Below are 14,536 nucleotides of genomic sequence, written 5' to 3' on the forward strand. Positions count from 1 at the left end.
CAGCATCTCGCAGAGAAGGAAATCGCAGAGGAACGCAGAGGATTACTTTGCGTTAGCCTCTGGATACTGTTTGGATTTCAAAGTTATTTATAATTAATTACGCCACGGCTATAAATTTGAAAATTACTAGAGGTATTTATTAAACATTGGAACAAAAGATTTTTATGTCTGCTCAACTTCAATTTAAGAGACGCGTTTACCTTCTACCGTTAATTGCTATCTTGTTGAATATTGCTTCTTGCACTACAAATAATCGAAACATCAACCGCGTTTCCCTTGTAGGTGCTGGGGCAAGTTTTCCCGCACCTTTGTACGAACGCTGGCTTTCAGATTACAACCAGCAAAATCCCAATGTAGAAATTAACTATCAAGCTATAGGAAGCAGTGCTGGAGTGCAACAACTCATTGAAGGTACTGTGGACTTTGCAGCTAGTGATGTAGGAATTACAAATGAAGAAGCAGCTAAGATAAAACGGGGAGCGATCGCTTTACCAATAACTGCTGGTTCTATTGTGCTAGCTTACAACCTTACACCCTCATCTCAGTCCCCTCAAGTCAATCCGCCAACTACTATAAAACTATCACGCCAAGTATACGTAGATATCTTCCTCGGAAAAATTACGAATTGGAATCATCCGAGAATAGCTGTAGCTAATCCAGGGGTAAGTTTGCCCGATTTGCCGATTCAGTTAGTACACCGAACTGACGGTAGTGGGACTACAAGCGTATTGACGCAACATCTAAGTGCTATAAGTCCAGAATGGAAAAGCCAAGTTGCAGCCGGTAAATCTGTAGCATGGCCAGTGGGAATTGGTGGAAAGGGTAACGAAGGTGTTACTGCCTTAATTCAACAAATACCAGGAGCTATTGGCTATGTAGAATACGTCTACGCCAAACAAAATAAACTCCCTACGGCTGCTTTGGAAAATAAATTTGGTAATTATATTACACCGACACCAAAATCTGTAGCTCAAACCTTAGAGGCAGTGAAATTACCCGCCGATAACTTGATTGCTTTTATCACCGATCCTATAGGTGCCCAGTCTTATCCTATCGTTACTTATACCTGGCTTTTAACTTATCACCAATATCCAAACCGAGTCAAAGCTCAAGCGCTGAAAAACTTTATTGATTGGGCTGTGATTGACGGGCAAAAATCCAGTTTGGAACTCGGATATATCCCTTTGTCTAAAAAAGTTGTGATTCAAGTGCAATCTGCTGCAAAGAAGATTGGAGAATAACTAGTAGTTTGTCAAGTCAACAATGCTTAGTAAAGCAAACTTTAGAATCTTTCTCAGTGCGTTCTCTGTACCTCTGCGGTTCGTTTTCTTATCCCTCAAATTTAATGAGACAGACTACTAGTGGTTCATGTCATTATTTCTGAAAGGTTAAGGTGTTCAGAACCCGGACTTCTTAAAGAAGTCCGGGTTCTCGCAACCCAGCAAAATTAATGCGATAGACCACTAGTTTTTAATTTACAGTAGGCGATCGCATTATTTGATCAACCTGAGTAAAAAGTGCTAATTTTATTCGCCTAGCGCCTTGTAGTGAGGACTTAAGTCCTTACTACAAGCTAAAGTTTTCATTATGGTTACTTATGATGACGCACTTCAACCACGGTATGTACATTACCGCGAGGCGTAAAATCTGCTTTTACAGTAGCTTCTAACGGATCGCAAGCAGCTACAAAATCATCCAAAATTTGATTGGCAGATTCTTCGTGGGAAATATAGCGATCGCGGTAACTGTTAATGTAAAGCTTAAGCGCCTTCAATTCCACTACCCGTTCATCAGGTATATATGTAACGTAAATTGTCGCGAAGTCAGGATAACCAGAAAACGGACATTTACAAGTAAATTCCGGCAAAGTAATGCTAATGTCATATCGCCTCCCCACACGCGGATTCGGAAAGGTAATTAGTTTACCTTCGGCAATATCGCGTTCGCCATACTTCATTTCTTGGCTTGCCTGGGCTACACTTTCAGGTAATTTGTCATTTGTCATTTGTCATTAGTTATTTTACTTATCTTTACGTCCTTTTAATAATTTTATTCCTAACTCCTGTACAGACGCGATTAATCGCGTCTTCCCCACTCTCCACTCCTAACTCAATACTCTTCCTTCTCCCAGTCTGGACAATTCTCATCTTCACAACCGTGGGGATGCATGGCACAAACTAACAAATTACCACTATAAACTTGACCGTGGTAGTGAGTACAACCGATACAGGCAGGATTTTTTTCGGCTGTGGGTTCAACTGAATAAGGAAAACCTGGATCTATATCTGTTACAATGTCTTCCAGTTCCCAGTAAGCTTCAAACATTGGTTCAGTCAAATCCTGTAAATACTGATCGACTTCAATGGCAATGTTAGGGACTTGCTCGGTGATTTCTTCCGTTAGCTCAAAAAAAGCGTCTACCATTTCACTCATTCCCAGGAAGAAACGCTCTACTTCATCAGCCACTGTTTCAACGATCTCTACTAAATCTTTTTGCCACTGTTCCATAAACTTGACACCTTTGCAGGCTATAAACAGGACGCTTTATGTTTTCTGGCTTAAAGAACACACTAAGCAATGTATCTTATCAAGTTTCTATCTGAAGTGCCATGTCAAACTGCCACTTCTTACTAATATTTCGATCAAACAATTCTTTTTATTGATCGCGTTGCAATCTTTTTAACTCGTTTTGCAGGTCTAGCACTTCTTGCCGTAATTTTTCCGCGTTATCATCACTTGATGCCTCTTTCACCGTTGGTTCTTCATCTTCCTCTAAAATTTCAATGCGGCGAGGTTCAGAAGGAGGCCTTTTCTCAGATGTTTCAGCAGATGGTTGGGATTGTTGGGCTTGCTTCATCATATCTTCAACGAAGCGGCGGGCTTCTTCTGTGTTCATTTCGCCCTTTGCGACCATTTCATCTGCCAGTTTTTGGACTTGCGATCGCACTTCGGCTAATTTTCCCCCTGCTTTCTCACCTGCGTAAGAAGCTAATCCAACACCGAGGTAAAAAGCTTTTTGAACAATATCTCCAAAACCAGCCATTATCCCTGACCGCTCCTACAAATAGGGCGACCCGGAGACTACGCCTATCACAAGCCTCCCGTGTTGCTGCTACCTTCCGGTTCTGACAAGATTTGGGTGTTGCGATCGCATAGATCCAGGTCTTCTAAAAGCATAACACTAAAAGTCAGTAATGTGTGTGTTATTCCATAACAATCCGCCATTCATAAAGCTGATAGTTGACGCAGCCGTGTTTCACCAACGGGTCATCAGCTACAATCGCTTCTGCTTCTTCCTTTGAGGCTGCCTCAAACAGCAACATCCCGCCTCTTTGCTCTGCCCAATAGCCTGTTCGCGCTTTGTGTCCTTTAGCAATCAAGTCCTGAATGTAGGCTTTGTGGGCAGGTACATATTGGTCAAAGGTAGGTTTATCGACTTTCCCTTCTTCAATTTTTACAAACCACGGCATCTGCTTGTCATCTCTTATTACAAAGGACTTTGCCAAAAGGTTTAATCAGGTTTGAATTTTAGGTGTAAATATCACTACAGTTAAGCATTAATACTTATAAACAAAAAAGCTCTTCCGCACTCGATGGATGAATACCAATATTATTATTAAAGTCATTTTTGGTAGCACCTAATTTGATAGCTACAGCAATGCTTTGAATAATTTCTGATGCTGATTCACCTACCATGTGAGCACCCAAAACTCGCTCTGATTTACCTTCTACTACTAATTTAATCAGGGTTTTTTCATCTTGCCCATTCAGGCTATGAAAAAGTGGTTGAAATTCTCCACAATAACACTGCACCGATTCACCAAATTTTTCCCGTGCTTGAGCTTCTGTCAAACCAACTGTAGCAGCTTCAGGTATGGAAGAAACGGAGATGGGCACTAATTCATAACTTAAAATTTGAGGTTTATTACCAAATACAGTATCAACAAATGCACGAGCTTCAGCAATGGCAACAGGTGTAAGTTGTAGCCTGTCAATACAATCGCCTACAGCAAAAATATTAGCTTGCGTAGTGCAGCTATATTGATCCACCATAATTGCACCTTTTTGAGATACTTCAATACCAGTTTTATTCAAATATAAGTTATTTAAATATGGTGACAGCAATGTTAAATATAAAACTGTATCACAGGTTAAAATATTCGTTTCATAATTAGAATAAAATAAATCTACTTTATCTGCTATTTTTTTAATTATATCTACTTTAGTGTTAGTCAAAATTTCAATGCCATGCTGACTCATGATATCTGTAATACAGAAGCTCAAATCTTGGTCACAAGCTGGCAATATTTGAGGTAAATCAGTAATTAAAGTGACTTTAGCACCTAGCTCATTCAAACTACCAGCAGTTTTTACAGCAGTATAATCTCCTCCAATAATAGCGATGTGTTTGGGTAATGTTTTCATTTGAAAGAGTTCTTTTGGAGTAATAGTATGTTCTATCCCAGGTATATTTGGCTTGAAAGGTTGTGCACCTACAGCAATCAAAATTTTATCTGCTGTTATTTGCTTTCCGTCAATGTCCAAGGTATGAACATCTATAAAACTAGCACGACCTCTAATAAAATTTACTCCTGATTCTTTAAGATACTTAATGTGTAATTGATGGAGTTGTTCAACTTTCTGGTCTTTAGCTGCTATAAATTTCGACCAGTCAAAGCTGCTATGAAATTCGCTCCATCCATAAGATATTGCATTAGAAAAAAGGCTGGAAAAATTAGCCGCATAAGTCATTAGCTTTTCAGGAATACAGCCGTAATTTATACAAGCGCCACCTACGTCTGCTTGTTCTGCAATTCCTACATGGATACCATAAGAAGTAGCTCGTTTAGCAGCAGCAAGTCCTGCTGAACCTGCACCAATAATTAAAAGGTCGTAATCGAAGTTCATAAATGCTGCTCTTAGTCGTTCTTCTTTGCTATCTACTTCTTTTGGCCCTATCCAGCCCTTTGGCGATCGCAAAATGTGAAACAAAAAAGACTTATCCACGAGGTCTAATGACTTGGATATCGTCACTCAGCTAGGTTTCACTTAAAGTGTAGCTATTTCTATTTCATTCACTCTCTATCTAAAGCAACGGATTCTTATTAAGTGTATATATAACAATCCGATAGCGAAGCGGTAGCGAGTCAGACGCTCCTGCGTCGCTAACGCTGCGCTATCGAGCGTCTTTGATTTCTGAATCACTCGTAGAGGTAAGGGACTGGGGACTGGGGACTGGGAAGAAGGAATAAAGGTGTACTAAGTTTTGTTCAAAAATCAAATATGAGTCTTATATATATATAACAAGCGCTTCCCTTTGCGTAGAAGGGGCAGCTATTTAGGAAACCTGTCACTATTTCTATTATTGTTGTATTTTAACCAACGCATCACATCTACAATTCAATCTGGAGGAGGATCAGCCACTCGAATAGCGCCTTCCGATAGCTAGAGGATAAGTAATGATTACCAGCTTAGGATGTCGAATATGAAGGAGAGTTCTACACAGAAACGATGAGCCTATTATTGCTGGATTTAGACGGCACAATTCGAGAACCACTTAGCGGCAAGCAATACTTTCAACATCCTCAAGACCAGAAAATTATTTCGGGTGCTGAAGTTGCTATTGGCACTTACAAAGATAATTGGATTATTGTCGGTATTACCAATCAAGGTGGCGTTGCCGCAGGGCACAAGTCTATTCAACAGTGCATCACCGAACAGCAGTATACGCTTGAGCTATTTCCAGAATTAAGAGAAATCTACTTTTGCCCTGACTTTGAGGGCAAGAAATGTTTCCGCGTCACTCACCACAATGTCCATAACCATAGTAAAACCAAATGGTCAGGGCACTATCGTAAACCTAAAGCCGGAATGTTGCAATTGGCAATGGTTCGGCACGAGCATACTCATGAAAATACAATCTATGTAGGCGATCGCCCCGAAGATGAAGCTGCCGCCCGTAGTGCTGGGGTACGCTTCCAATGGGGAAGAGATTGGATTGAACAACATCAGGGAGCAATCATCTCTTAGCTCGACTTTATCCAAAATTAAGAACTCAGTTTTCTTGATACGGCAAAAATCCTAGCTTTTTGGCAAAAACTTTTTTGATGTCACTGATTCTCGGTGAAATCGAAAAAATAAAGCTACTGTCCCACAAAGGTTTCAGCGTCAGCTTGAGTGTTCCCAAAAAATGGATAAAGTCGAGCTTAGAGGATGTTTTAAAAGTATTTTTATTAACATCAAAGCCTCAGAAACCTAATTCGCATTCCCTTGTAGGGAAGAGGGGGTTTCTAGTATACTTTACGACTTTTCAAACATCCTCTTAATGTCCAGATGTACTGTTACCTAGAGTTTGACAACAAAAATACTCAGTCTGCTTCATCTAGTTGGCATAGTGATTTCCCAAATTCCTTGATTTCCACCATATTCGATAACATAAATTTTATTGCCGATAATCGCAGCGTCAATGGGATTACTAAAACCTTCAACAATGCGGGTAGCGTTAAATTTATAGTTGGTATTTCCTACTTTAGTTAAGTTTAAATGCAGTAGGTCTTGGCCGGAATCTTTAAAAGGGCCTGGTAGTGTTTCGCCAGTTGGGTCGCCTGTTGTAAAACTCAGCATAAATCCATCTCTGTTGAATTCTGGACTCATTACTCCTTGTGTATCAAAAACCAAGCCTAAAGGAGAACGGTGTGTTGAAAAACTGCTCACACTTTGCCCAAGAAGACTGGCATCTTTGACTTTTCCATCTTGAGGATCGCGGAAATTGTCTGCGTCCGGCCCAAAATTAGGAATTGGTTCAATCAAGTTTACAGGCCGAACAGGAAAGGTTGGATCGTTACGAAAGTAGCCCCTTTGGACGGCGTTAAATTTTGGGCTTAACAAAAGGTCTTTGGCAGGATCATAATTGGGAAATTGTTGTGGGTTGTCTGTCCCGCCAATCCGCCAGGGAAAGCCATAATTACCACCTGGACGGAGCCAATTTAATTCTTCTGACATGTCGCGATCGGGGCCATTTTCTGTGCCAAATAAATCCCCATTGGGCGCAAAGGCCATATCGAAAGTATTACGTATTCCTTCTGCAAAAATATAGCCACCTGCCTTTAAAGTTGCTCGATTGTTTGCAAGAAAAATATTTTTGCCATTAGTAGGAAGACGGAGTATACAGGCAGTTAATCCTACTTCACGAGTATTAGGATATAGCCCATTAACAGACTGAACCTCACCGTGATCGGTACGAGAACCGCTATTCACATAGATAAAGTTACCATCCGGGCTAACAACCACGCCGTTGAAGCGATGGTCATAGGCTGTTTTGCTTTTGGGATAGCCTGCACTCTTAGCTAAGATAGACCAGACGCGCTGTTGTGTACCCGACTTAATTTCGCCTTTAACAATAATTGCTCTGGTCTGGTTATTTACAAGGTCTGCATTGCCAACCAAATAAATTGTGCCGTTCGGGCCAATGGCCATACCTTGAGTTTCACCTAGATTATGATCACTAGAGTTGTACACAAGTCTACTATTAGACAAGCCTAAATTGACTTGATAAATATCACCATTTTGTTTGAGGTAATAAAGGGTGTTGTTTCGTGGATCTTTTACAATCCGAACAGAAGCAGAGACTGATAAGGTATTCGTAATATTGCGAATCTGAATATCAGGGCGCAGGGCTTTAGGTGCAGCATTTACTTCAGTAGCACCATAATTTAATAGAACTATTGTAAATAACAGCGTTTTAGCGGCAACAAAGTAGGTTTTGAGAGCGAACTTACCGATAAATCTGTGTTGCTTTTGGTTGGATGAGTTAATGCTATTCATTATTGCGTTCATAAAAGAGTCAGATGATTTTGTTGCTAAATATTTTTGAGAAAGGAAACAATTTTAGAGATTCTGGGTTGAAATATGGCGTAAGTCAAAAGTCACGCATAATGTATTCCGAGCTTCTTGCGCCATTTAAAATGGTGAACCAGCGCTGCGGGAGGGTTTCCCTCCGCAGGCGACTGGTGAACCCGTTCGCGTAGCGTCTCCGATAGGAGAAGGGTATATTTATTTTTGCCATGCTGTACTAGCTTATAAATAGTCTTTTATTCAAGAACGGTGAGACATCGTTGTGTCTCTCTAACTAGCAATAAAACTATCCCTCAATCAGCCTTATTATGCAGTACTTCCTTGAGTTGACAACGTTTTTATGCCAAACTGACTTCTAAGGTATAAGAAGCAGGGTTGCTATCACTAGAGCCAGAGAAACTTCCGCCATCTTGGGGGAAGAAAGCATATTTACTCATTGAAATTGAGTAGGTTCCAGTACCCAATGAAGCGGTGATTAATGACCCAAAGTCGAGGCCACTATCATCGTCACTTTGCAGTAAAATTCCAGCATTGTTAAACAGTCCGATCACTGTATCATCGGTTGTCGCCCCGGCGATGGTGACAGTTCCTGAATTTGCTAAAGAAAATGTAAAAAAGTCGAAATCGGGATTGTCTCCCGGTTGAACTGTTACTAACTCACCTGAGAGATTAACGTCTGAGCCTGATGATAAAGAACCTAATCTTTCAGCGCTGGCTAGTGTATTGTTTGTAGCTTGTCCAGCATTTTCCTGCTCAAAGAAAAGGAAATCGTCACTATCAAGTTTGAGGTTTAGTACCCCCTGCACAATACCAATAATCTCATCTGGCTCTGCTCCAGGTTTGTCTAAAAATATTTGTGTATTTGCTCCAACAGATTGCAAGCGGTAGTTTAGTTGAGAGCCTTGGAGTTGTATTTGATCTTCACTAGGGTTGAAGTCAGTAATAGTAGCTAAGTCGCCAAGACCAGCATTCGTAGTGTTTTTATCGTCGTAGTAGACATTTATCGCGTCCCCAAGGACAAATCTATCTAGCCCAACGCCGCCAATTAAAGTATCAGTCTCCCCTAATCCAGGTGAAAGGGGACTACCAGGGAAAACACCGATGAGGATGTCGTTTCCAGACCCCCCATTGAGTATGTCATTGCCGGGGCCGCCCTGTAAACTATCATTGCCGTTATCAGCATTGAGGGTATCGTTGCCATTACTACCATCTAGCGTGTCATCGCCTGCTCTTCCATTCAGAGTGTTGTTAGCAGTATTACCAAACACTATGTTATTAAGACTGTTACCTGTCCCGTTGATGGCGCTACCTTCCCTCAGTCTCAGGTTCTCCAGATTGGCACCCAGTGTGTAGGGGACAGAAGACCGGACGGTATCTATACCTGAATTATTAGCCTCGGTAATGGTGTCGCTAGCACTGTCAATGACGTAAGTATCGTCGCCTACTCCCCCATTCAAGCTGTCATTACCCAAGCCACCATCAAGTGTGTCATTGCCAATTCCACCGATTAAACTGTCGTTTCCCGTCCCGCCAAATAGATTATCATTACCATTTGCACCATTTAGGGTATCGTTACCAGACAAAGTATTGGCATTACCACCATTAGCCCAACCATATATTGTATCATCTCGCGATGTCCCATTTCTGGTGTCAGGATTTGTAGTGCCGAAAATAACTGCCATATTATTATTCCTAAAATGCCTAACTTCGGCCTCAGTTACAGAACTTTTTATAAGTTCAATGTAGATTACTTAAAACTGTAAGTTTAAATACAGATGTTTTTTAACCTAATTAATACAAATATTACTTAGAAAATATTAATTATTGATTTGGTTAATTATTGATTATGCAAATGGTAAGTAATTGCTCCAAAATTTATTTTTATTATTTTCCCATCTTTAACTTACCTGTAATTACTTAATTAACATGAAATAAAAGTTACGTCAACTTCTTTGTCAAATCTTAAATATTTAATCTTTTGGATTTCTAATACTTTTAAAAATGGTTATAAATTTTAATTAAGTCTTTTTTAAAACTTACTGTTTTTTTAGAAAAATTTGCAAGATTTTTCAGATAAATGCAATGTTCTCGTTAAGTTAGGTTTCAATATTGTTGTTATTTTGTAAAATAAATATTTTTCTATTAAAGAGATGCATTTTAAAATACATAAGTTAGATTTATATATTATCAAGAACGTTTTCGAGCTTAATAACACTTAAGCTTTACATAAATTTTATATAGCAGTCCGCTTTGATTTTTAGAATTATTTGCGTATACAGGGAGTGGGGAAGAAGCTCAGGGTGTGATGAGAATGAAATAGCCGTGTTGACGATTCTCACAAGATTTATGTGTAAACGGTAGCAAGGGTTCTGGGTATTACTACATCTGTACTGTAGTCATAAGTAATTGGCTTCCACCTTGCTTCTCAGGATGACGCTAGCTAAACAAGCGATTAAACTATGGATAACATCAAGGAATTGTTGCTTTTAGCACCACTTACATAAATTTAGTTGCATTGTTACATCTAAAATCTCATCCTGCTATATAAAAAACCTATTATGTCAGTGTATCAAGGAAGTTGTGGGGAGACCACCGATTTGATGATTGGTGTTCACAACCAAGAAAACCTCGAATTACAAGCAAATTCTGCTCCTGTGGGTGCTCTTGCCACAAGACAAGGAACTTTTTCTACGTTTCTTGCTCCTCTGACTCAAGATACTTTTAAACAGGTCGTTCAGGATGTCGAGCAAAAATTACAGATTGTCCATCAAACCCTGTCAATGCTGGATTCTCAGGGATTTGAAACTCTTCTGCAAGAAATGTTGCATTCGATTACCTTGAAAACCGGGGAATTACTGGGGGCAGACCGGACAACGATATTTTTATTGGATGAAGAAAAACAAGAACTCTGGTCGATTCTGGCTGAGGGGGAGGGCGATCGCTCTTTAGAAATTCGCATCCCCGCCGATAAAGGCATTGCTGGGGAAGTCGCCACCTTCAAGCGAGTTATTAATATTCCCTTTGATTTTTATAACGATCCGCGATCGCATTTTGCCCAAGAACAAGAAAAAAGAACTGGCTACCGCACTTACACCATGCTGGCTTTGCCATTATTGAATGAACATGGACACTTAGTTGCGGTAGTGCAATTACTGAATAAATTAAAATGTGGGAATAATCCCGATGTTCCACTTGCAGAACGCATTGATACCAAAGGTTTTATCTGTGCTGACGAACAATTATTTCAAGAATTTGCTCCTTCGATTCGCCTGATTTTAGAATCCTCACGCTCTTTTTATGTCGCCACTCAAAAACAAAGAGCAGTGGCGGCGCTGATGAAGGCGATCAAGTCTTTATCTCAAAGCAGTCTCGACTTAGAAGATACCCTAAAGCGGGTGATGGATGAAGCCAAGGAACTGATGAATGCCGATCGCAGTACACTATGGTTAATAGACCGCGATCGCCATGAATTATGGACGAAAATCACCCAAGATGATGGTTCAACTAAGGAGTTACGAGTCCCCGTAGGTAAAGGCTTTGCTGGTATAGTAGCGGCTTCTGGCAAGAAATTGAATATTGCCTTTGATTTGTACTACCATCCTGACTCTGATACTGCCAAACAACTCGACCAGCAAAATGGCTATCGCACTTGTAGCTTGCTTTGTATGCCAGTATTTAATGCCGATCAAGAACTGATTGGCGTTACCCAACTCGTAAATAAAAAGAAAAGTGGGGATCTTCCACCTTATAATCCAGCTGATTGGCCCAAAGCTCCCGACTGCTTCCAAGCTAGCTTTGACCGCAACGATGAAGAGTTCATGGAAGCTTTTAATATTCAAGCGGGAGTAGCGCTGCAAAATGCTCAGTTGTTTGCCACAGTTAAACAACAAGAACAAATGCAACGGGACATTCTGCGTAGTCTTTCCAATGGAGTAGTTTCCACTGATAAAACTGGGTTAATTATCGCCGCTAATGAAAGTGCCAAACGTTTGCTAGGATTAGAGCCAGAAGACCGTTTAGAAGGCAAATTAGTTACTGATGCGATCGGCATCAAAGAAGGTGACTTTAGCAAGTGGTATCAGGATGCTTTACATGCAGTTGACTTAAAAGGCCGCCAGCAATATTACCCCGATCGCACACTCTTAACTACTGGTACAGCACAGCACAGTATCAATTTATCGATTAACACAATTGCTGATGCTAGCGACCAAGAGCAAGTCCGTGGAGCGCTGGTAGTCATGGAAGATATCAGTGATGAAAAGCGCCTCAAGAGTACGATGTACCGCTACATGACTCAGGAATTAGCCGAAGAATTGCTGAAATTGGATGACGCTAAACTAGGAGGCGATCGTAAAGAAGTTTCGATTTTATTTTCCGATATTCGCGGCTACACCACTTTGACGGAAAACTTGGAAGCAGAAGAAGTGGTGAGTATGCTTAATGAATATTTTGAATCAATGGTGGAGGCAGTCTTTAAACATAAAGGCACCCTTGATAAATATATCGGCGATGCCATCATGGCTGTGTTTGGTTCTCCCCTACCATTGGAAGAACACGCTTGGATGGCAGTGCAAACATCCTTAGAAATGCGCCATCGTCTGCATGAATTTAATCAGCGTCGCTATACAGATGATAAGCCTAGAATCAAGATTGGCATTGGTATCAACTCAGATATCGTGATTAGTGGGAATATCGGCTCTAGTAAGCGGATGGAATTTACCGCCATTGGTGATGGCGTTAATCTTGGCTCTCGATTAGAAAGTGTCAGTAAACAGTATGGTTGCGATATTATTATTAGTCATAACACTTTTAAGCCGTGCCAAGATCAGATTTGGGCTAGGGAACTAGATTACATTCGTGTTAAGGGTAGAAATGAGCCAGTAGCCATATATGAATTACTGGGTTTGCGTTCCAATCCTATTGAAAGCCAAAAATTGCAAGTGATTGAGCATTATCACAAAGGGCGCGAGCATTACCTCAAGCGGCAGTTTTCCCTTGCTAGAGCCGAGTTCGCCAAAGTTTTGGCAGCAGATAACCATGACAAAGCTGCTATGTTGCATCTGTTGCGTTGTCAGCATTGGTTACAATCACCCCCAACAGAATCAGATTGGGATGAAGGAGTCTGGACGTTTCAGGAAAAATAAGTGCCATTTCTGCCGCTCCATTCCTGTGAAAGAATCACACTTAACAATAGTGAGTCCTATTGCCAAAAATAACTTAAATGTAGCGGATGCACCAGAGGGTTTCAGCCCTCACCACAAACCTTTAATTATTATTTTTAAGGTCATGTGGAGCATACTAGATTAGGCTTTAGAATGCGGATTGGTATCAATCTATAAGCTCGCCCATATTAAAATCTATTCTTATCCAACCTTTGAGTCTTCGTAAATTGTCGAGAATGAGTAAGGGAATCTGCCAGTGATGTACCATCAGGAAGGGCAAGGGATCATTCACCTCAAAAATTGCTTCTTTCCCCCGCCTGATGTTTCTTACCCAGGTTTGCAATTGCTTAAACGATCTAATCTCATTCAGCCGCCAAACTTCGTGGTACAGCCAATAGGTTGGCTTACTATCACCAAGAGGCTGCAAAGATTCAGCCAGAGGCTCTTTACCAAGATAGGCATCCGCTACTCCTGGATGATTGTAAAACATAGTAATGGCAGAGTGAGTCCGGGGGTTACACTCAATCGCGTAAACAGTTCCGTCTTCTGCCTGGATGAAGTCAAAAGAAAGTTGTCCGGTTTTTCCCAGTTCTTTGGTAAAATGACTCGCCCATTGCATAATTTCTCGCTGATCAACGTTTTCGTAGTTGACTTGAAAGGCGGATGACTCACAGCAGCAGTACATTCTTGACTCTCCATCTCGCGCGGTAGTGTGAGTGCAGTATTCCTTTCCAGGAATGAATTCCTGCATAATCCAGGGGTTCTCCTCACTGATGGGCAGACTTTTGACAAATGCTGCTGTTTCTGATTCTGTATCGCAAGGTAGCTTGGTGAGATTCAAGCGACGCACTTGATCGTAAGGGATACTTTTAAGAATGTATTTGCGCTTCTCTTGAGAAAAGTCGAAGTTGAGGACTTGTTCGGGATCGGTAATTTTGAAGGATTTGGGAACAGATAAACCGAACGATCGCGCTGTTTCGGAAAAGGCAAATTTGTCATCCAGGATCTTCGTGACATCACCATCGAAGTGGAAAAACTCTACAGAGTCTGGTAATGGTGACTTGCCTTGATCAAAGTGGATGACGGAAAAAATGGCTACCGGGATAAAAAAGTCGATCTTTTCTGTTTTAGCGATCGCGTGTAGGGTTTCAACGTAGCCTTCTAAGTCTTTGCTGGGATCGGGAACAGTATAAAAGCCTGCAACTGAGTTGGAATATTTATTCCCACTTGGCCAGAATTTCTCAATGTCAATTATAATAACCCGATGTCCAGCAGCATGAAATGAACGCGCTAGCTGAAGAGTTTTAGTCATTCTAGCGCCAGCAATCAAGATATTTTTAGAATTGGGGTTGACAACAATTGACTTACTGAATGGTTGTTTAATAAAGCTCCACAGTAGCGATGTTAAGACGACGATGCAGTTTAAGGGAAATGCGATCGCTAGTAATACAAGAGTGCCCAAGTTTTGGAACACTACAAAAATATGCTTTTTCATAGTTATAATTGTGACATCCAAGATT

At 40.8% G+C, this 14,536-nt stretch carries 11 protein-coding genes and 1 other RNA gene; 3 read left to right on the forward strand and 9 right to left on the reverse strand.

The genetic code is table 11. From position 1 onward, the window contains the following. Positions 1-164 precede the first annotated feature (164 nt). Positions 165-1,241 carry a phosphate ABC transporter substrate-binding protein PstS gene (gene pstS, locus VE944_RS11465; RefSeq protein WP_324976798.1) on the forward strand — a complete coding sequence of 359 codons (1,077 nt, stop codon included), beginning with the start codon at positions 165-167 and terminating at the stop codon, positions 1,239-1,241. A gap of 350 nt (positions 1,242-1,591) precedes the next feature. Here the strand turns inward: pstS and queF are convergent, their stop codons facing one another. The 6 genes from queF to gorA form a co-directional block, all read right to left on the reverse strand. Next, on the reverse strand, positions 1,592-2,005 hold the full coding sequence (gene queF / locus VE944_RS11470) for a preQ(1) synthase (protein WP_324976801.1): 414 nt from the start codon (positions 2,003-2,005) through the stop codon (positions 1,592-1,594). 104 nt (positions 2,006-2,109) lie between these two features. Then, the gene (locus VE944_RS11475) at positions 2,110-2,508 is read right to left on the reverse strand and encodes a hypothetical protein (RefSeq protein ID WP_100900881.1); all 399 of its coding nucleotides are present in this window, start codon (positions 2,506-2,508) and stop codon (positions 2,110-2,112) included. Between the two features lie 148 nt (positions 2,509-2,656). Next, entirely contained in the window at positions 2,657-3,043 is a 387-nt protein-coding gene (locus VE944_RS11480) for a phasin family protein (RefSeq protein WP_229555543.1), read from the reverse strand. Positions 3,044-3,068: 25 nt separating this feature from the next. Then, positions 3,069-3,165, reverse strand: an RNA gene (gene ffs, locus VE944_RS11485) — signal recognition particle sRNA small type. A 38-nt stretch (positions 3,166-3,203) separates the two neighbouring features. Then, complete coding sequence (locus tag VE944_RS11490; protein WP_012412163.1) at positions 3,204-3,470, reverse strand: YciI family protein; 267 nt, start codon at positions 3,468-3,470, stop codon at positions 3,204-3,206. A gap of 94 nt (positions 3,471-3,564) precedes the next feature. Continuing rightward, on the reverse strand, positions 3,565-5,007 hold the full coding sequence (gorA, locus tag VE944_RS11495) for a glutathione-disulfide reductase (protein WP_324976810.1): 1,443 nt from the start codon (positions 5,005-5,007) through the stop codon (positions 3,565-3,567). Between the two features lie 504 nt (positions 5,008-5,511). On the opposite strand from gorA, the gene VE944_RS11500 reads away from it, so the two are divergent. After that, entirely contained in the window at positions 5,512-6,030 is a 519-nt protein-coding gene (locus VE944_RS11500) for an HAD-IIIA family hydrolase (RefSeq protein ID WP_324976813.1), read from the forward strand. Between the two features lie 348 nt (positions 6,031-6,378). Here VE944_RS11500 and VE944_RS11505 read toward each other — a convergent pair whose 3' ends face one another. Together VE944_RS11505 and VE944_RS11510 are read right to left on the reverse strand one after the other, a co-directional pair. Beyond that, positions 6,379-7,824 (reverse strand): PQQ-dependent sugar dehydrogenase, encoded by a 1,446-nt coding sequence (locus tag VE944_RS11505; protein ID WP_324976816.1) that lies wholly within the window; start codon positions 7,822-7,824, stop codon positions 6,379-6,381. A gap of 368 nt (positions 7,825-8,192) precedes the next feature. Further along, on the reverse strand, positions 8,193-9,536 hold the full coding sequence (locus tag VE944_RS11510; protein WP_324976820.1) for a calcium-binding protein: 1,344 nt from the start codon (positions 9,534-9,536) through the stop codon (positions 8,193-8,195). Between the two features lie 876 nt (positions 9,537-10,412). Here VE944_RS11510 and VE944_RS11515 point away from each other — a divergent pair. Then, complete coding sequence (locus tag VE944_RS11515; protein ID WP_324976822.1) at positions 10,413-12,998, forward strand: GAF domain-containing protein; 2,586 nt, start codon at positions 10,413-10,415, stop codon at positions 12,996-12,998. 184 nt (positions 12,999-13,182) lie between these two features. On the opposite strand, the gene VE944_RS11520 is transcribed toward VE944_RS11515, so the two are convergent. After that, entirely contained in the window at positions 13,183-14,511 is a 1,329-nt protein-coding gene (locus tag VE944_RS11520; protein WP_324976824.1) for an ATP-grasp domain-containing protein, read from the reverse strand. Between the last annotated feature and the right edge of the window lie 25 nt (positions 14,512-14,536).

Origin of the sequence: Nostoc sp., from assembly GCF_035638895.1 — a bacterium.
Classification (GTDB): Bacteria; Cyanobacteriota; Cyanobacteriia; order Cyanobacteriales; family Nostocaceae; genus Nostoc.

Coding starts and splice junctions, on each gene's coding strand:
- pstS (WP_324976798.1), top strand. CDS start 165: ATGTCTGCTCAACTTCAATTTAAGAGACGCGTTTACCTTCTACCGTTA.
- queF (WP_324976801.1), bottom strand. CDS start 2,005: ATGACAAATGACAAATTACCTGAAAGTGTAGCCCAGGCAAGCCAAGAA.
- VE944_RS11475 (WP_100900881.1), bottom strand. CDS start 2,508: ATGGAACAGTGGCAAAAAGATTTAGTAGAGATCGTTGAAACAGTGGCT.
- VE944_RS11480 (WP_229555543.1), bottom strand. CDS start 3,043: ATGGCTGGTTTTGGAGATATTGTTCAAAAAGCTTTTTACCTCGGTGTT.
- VE944_RS11490 (WP_012412163.1), bottom strand. CDS start 3,470: ATGCCGTGGTTTGTAAAAATTGAAGAAGGGAAAGTCGATAAACCTACC.
- VE944_RS11500 (WP_324976813.1), top strand. CDS start 5,512: ATGAGCCTATTATTGCTGGATTTAGACGGCACAATTCGAGAACCACTT.
- VE944_RS11505 (WP_324976816.1), bottom strand. CDS start 7,824: ATGAATAGCATTAACTCATCCAACCAAAAGCAACACAGATTTATCGGT.
- VE944_RS11510 (WP_324976820.1), bottom strand. CDS start 9,536: ATGGCAGTTATTTTCGGCACTACAAATCCTGACACCAGAAATGGGACA.
- VE944_RS11515 (WP_324976822.1), top strand. CDS start 10,413: ATGTCAGTGTATCAAGGAAGTTGTGGGGAGACCACCGATTTGATGATT.
- VE944_RS11520 (WP_324976824.1), bottom strand. CDS start 14,511: ATGAAAAAGCATATTTTTGTAGTGTTCCAAAACTTGGGCACTCTTGTA.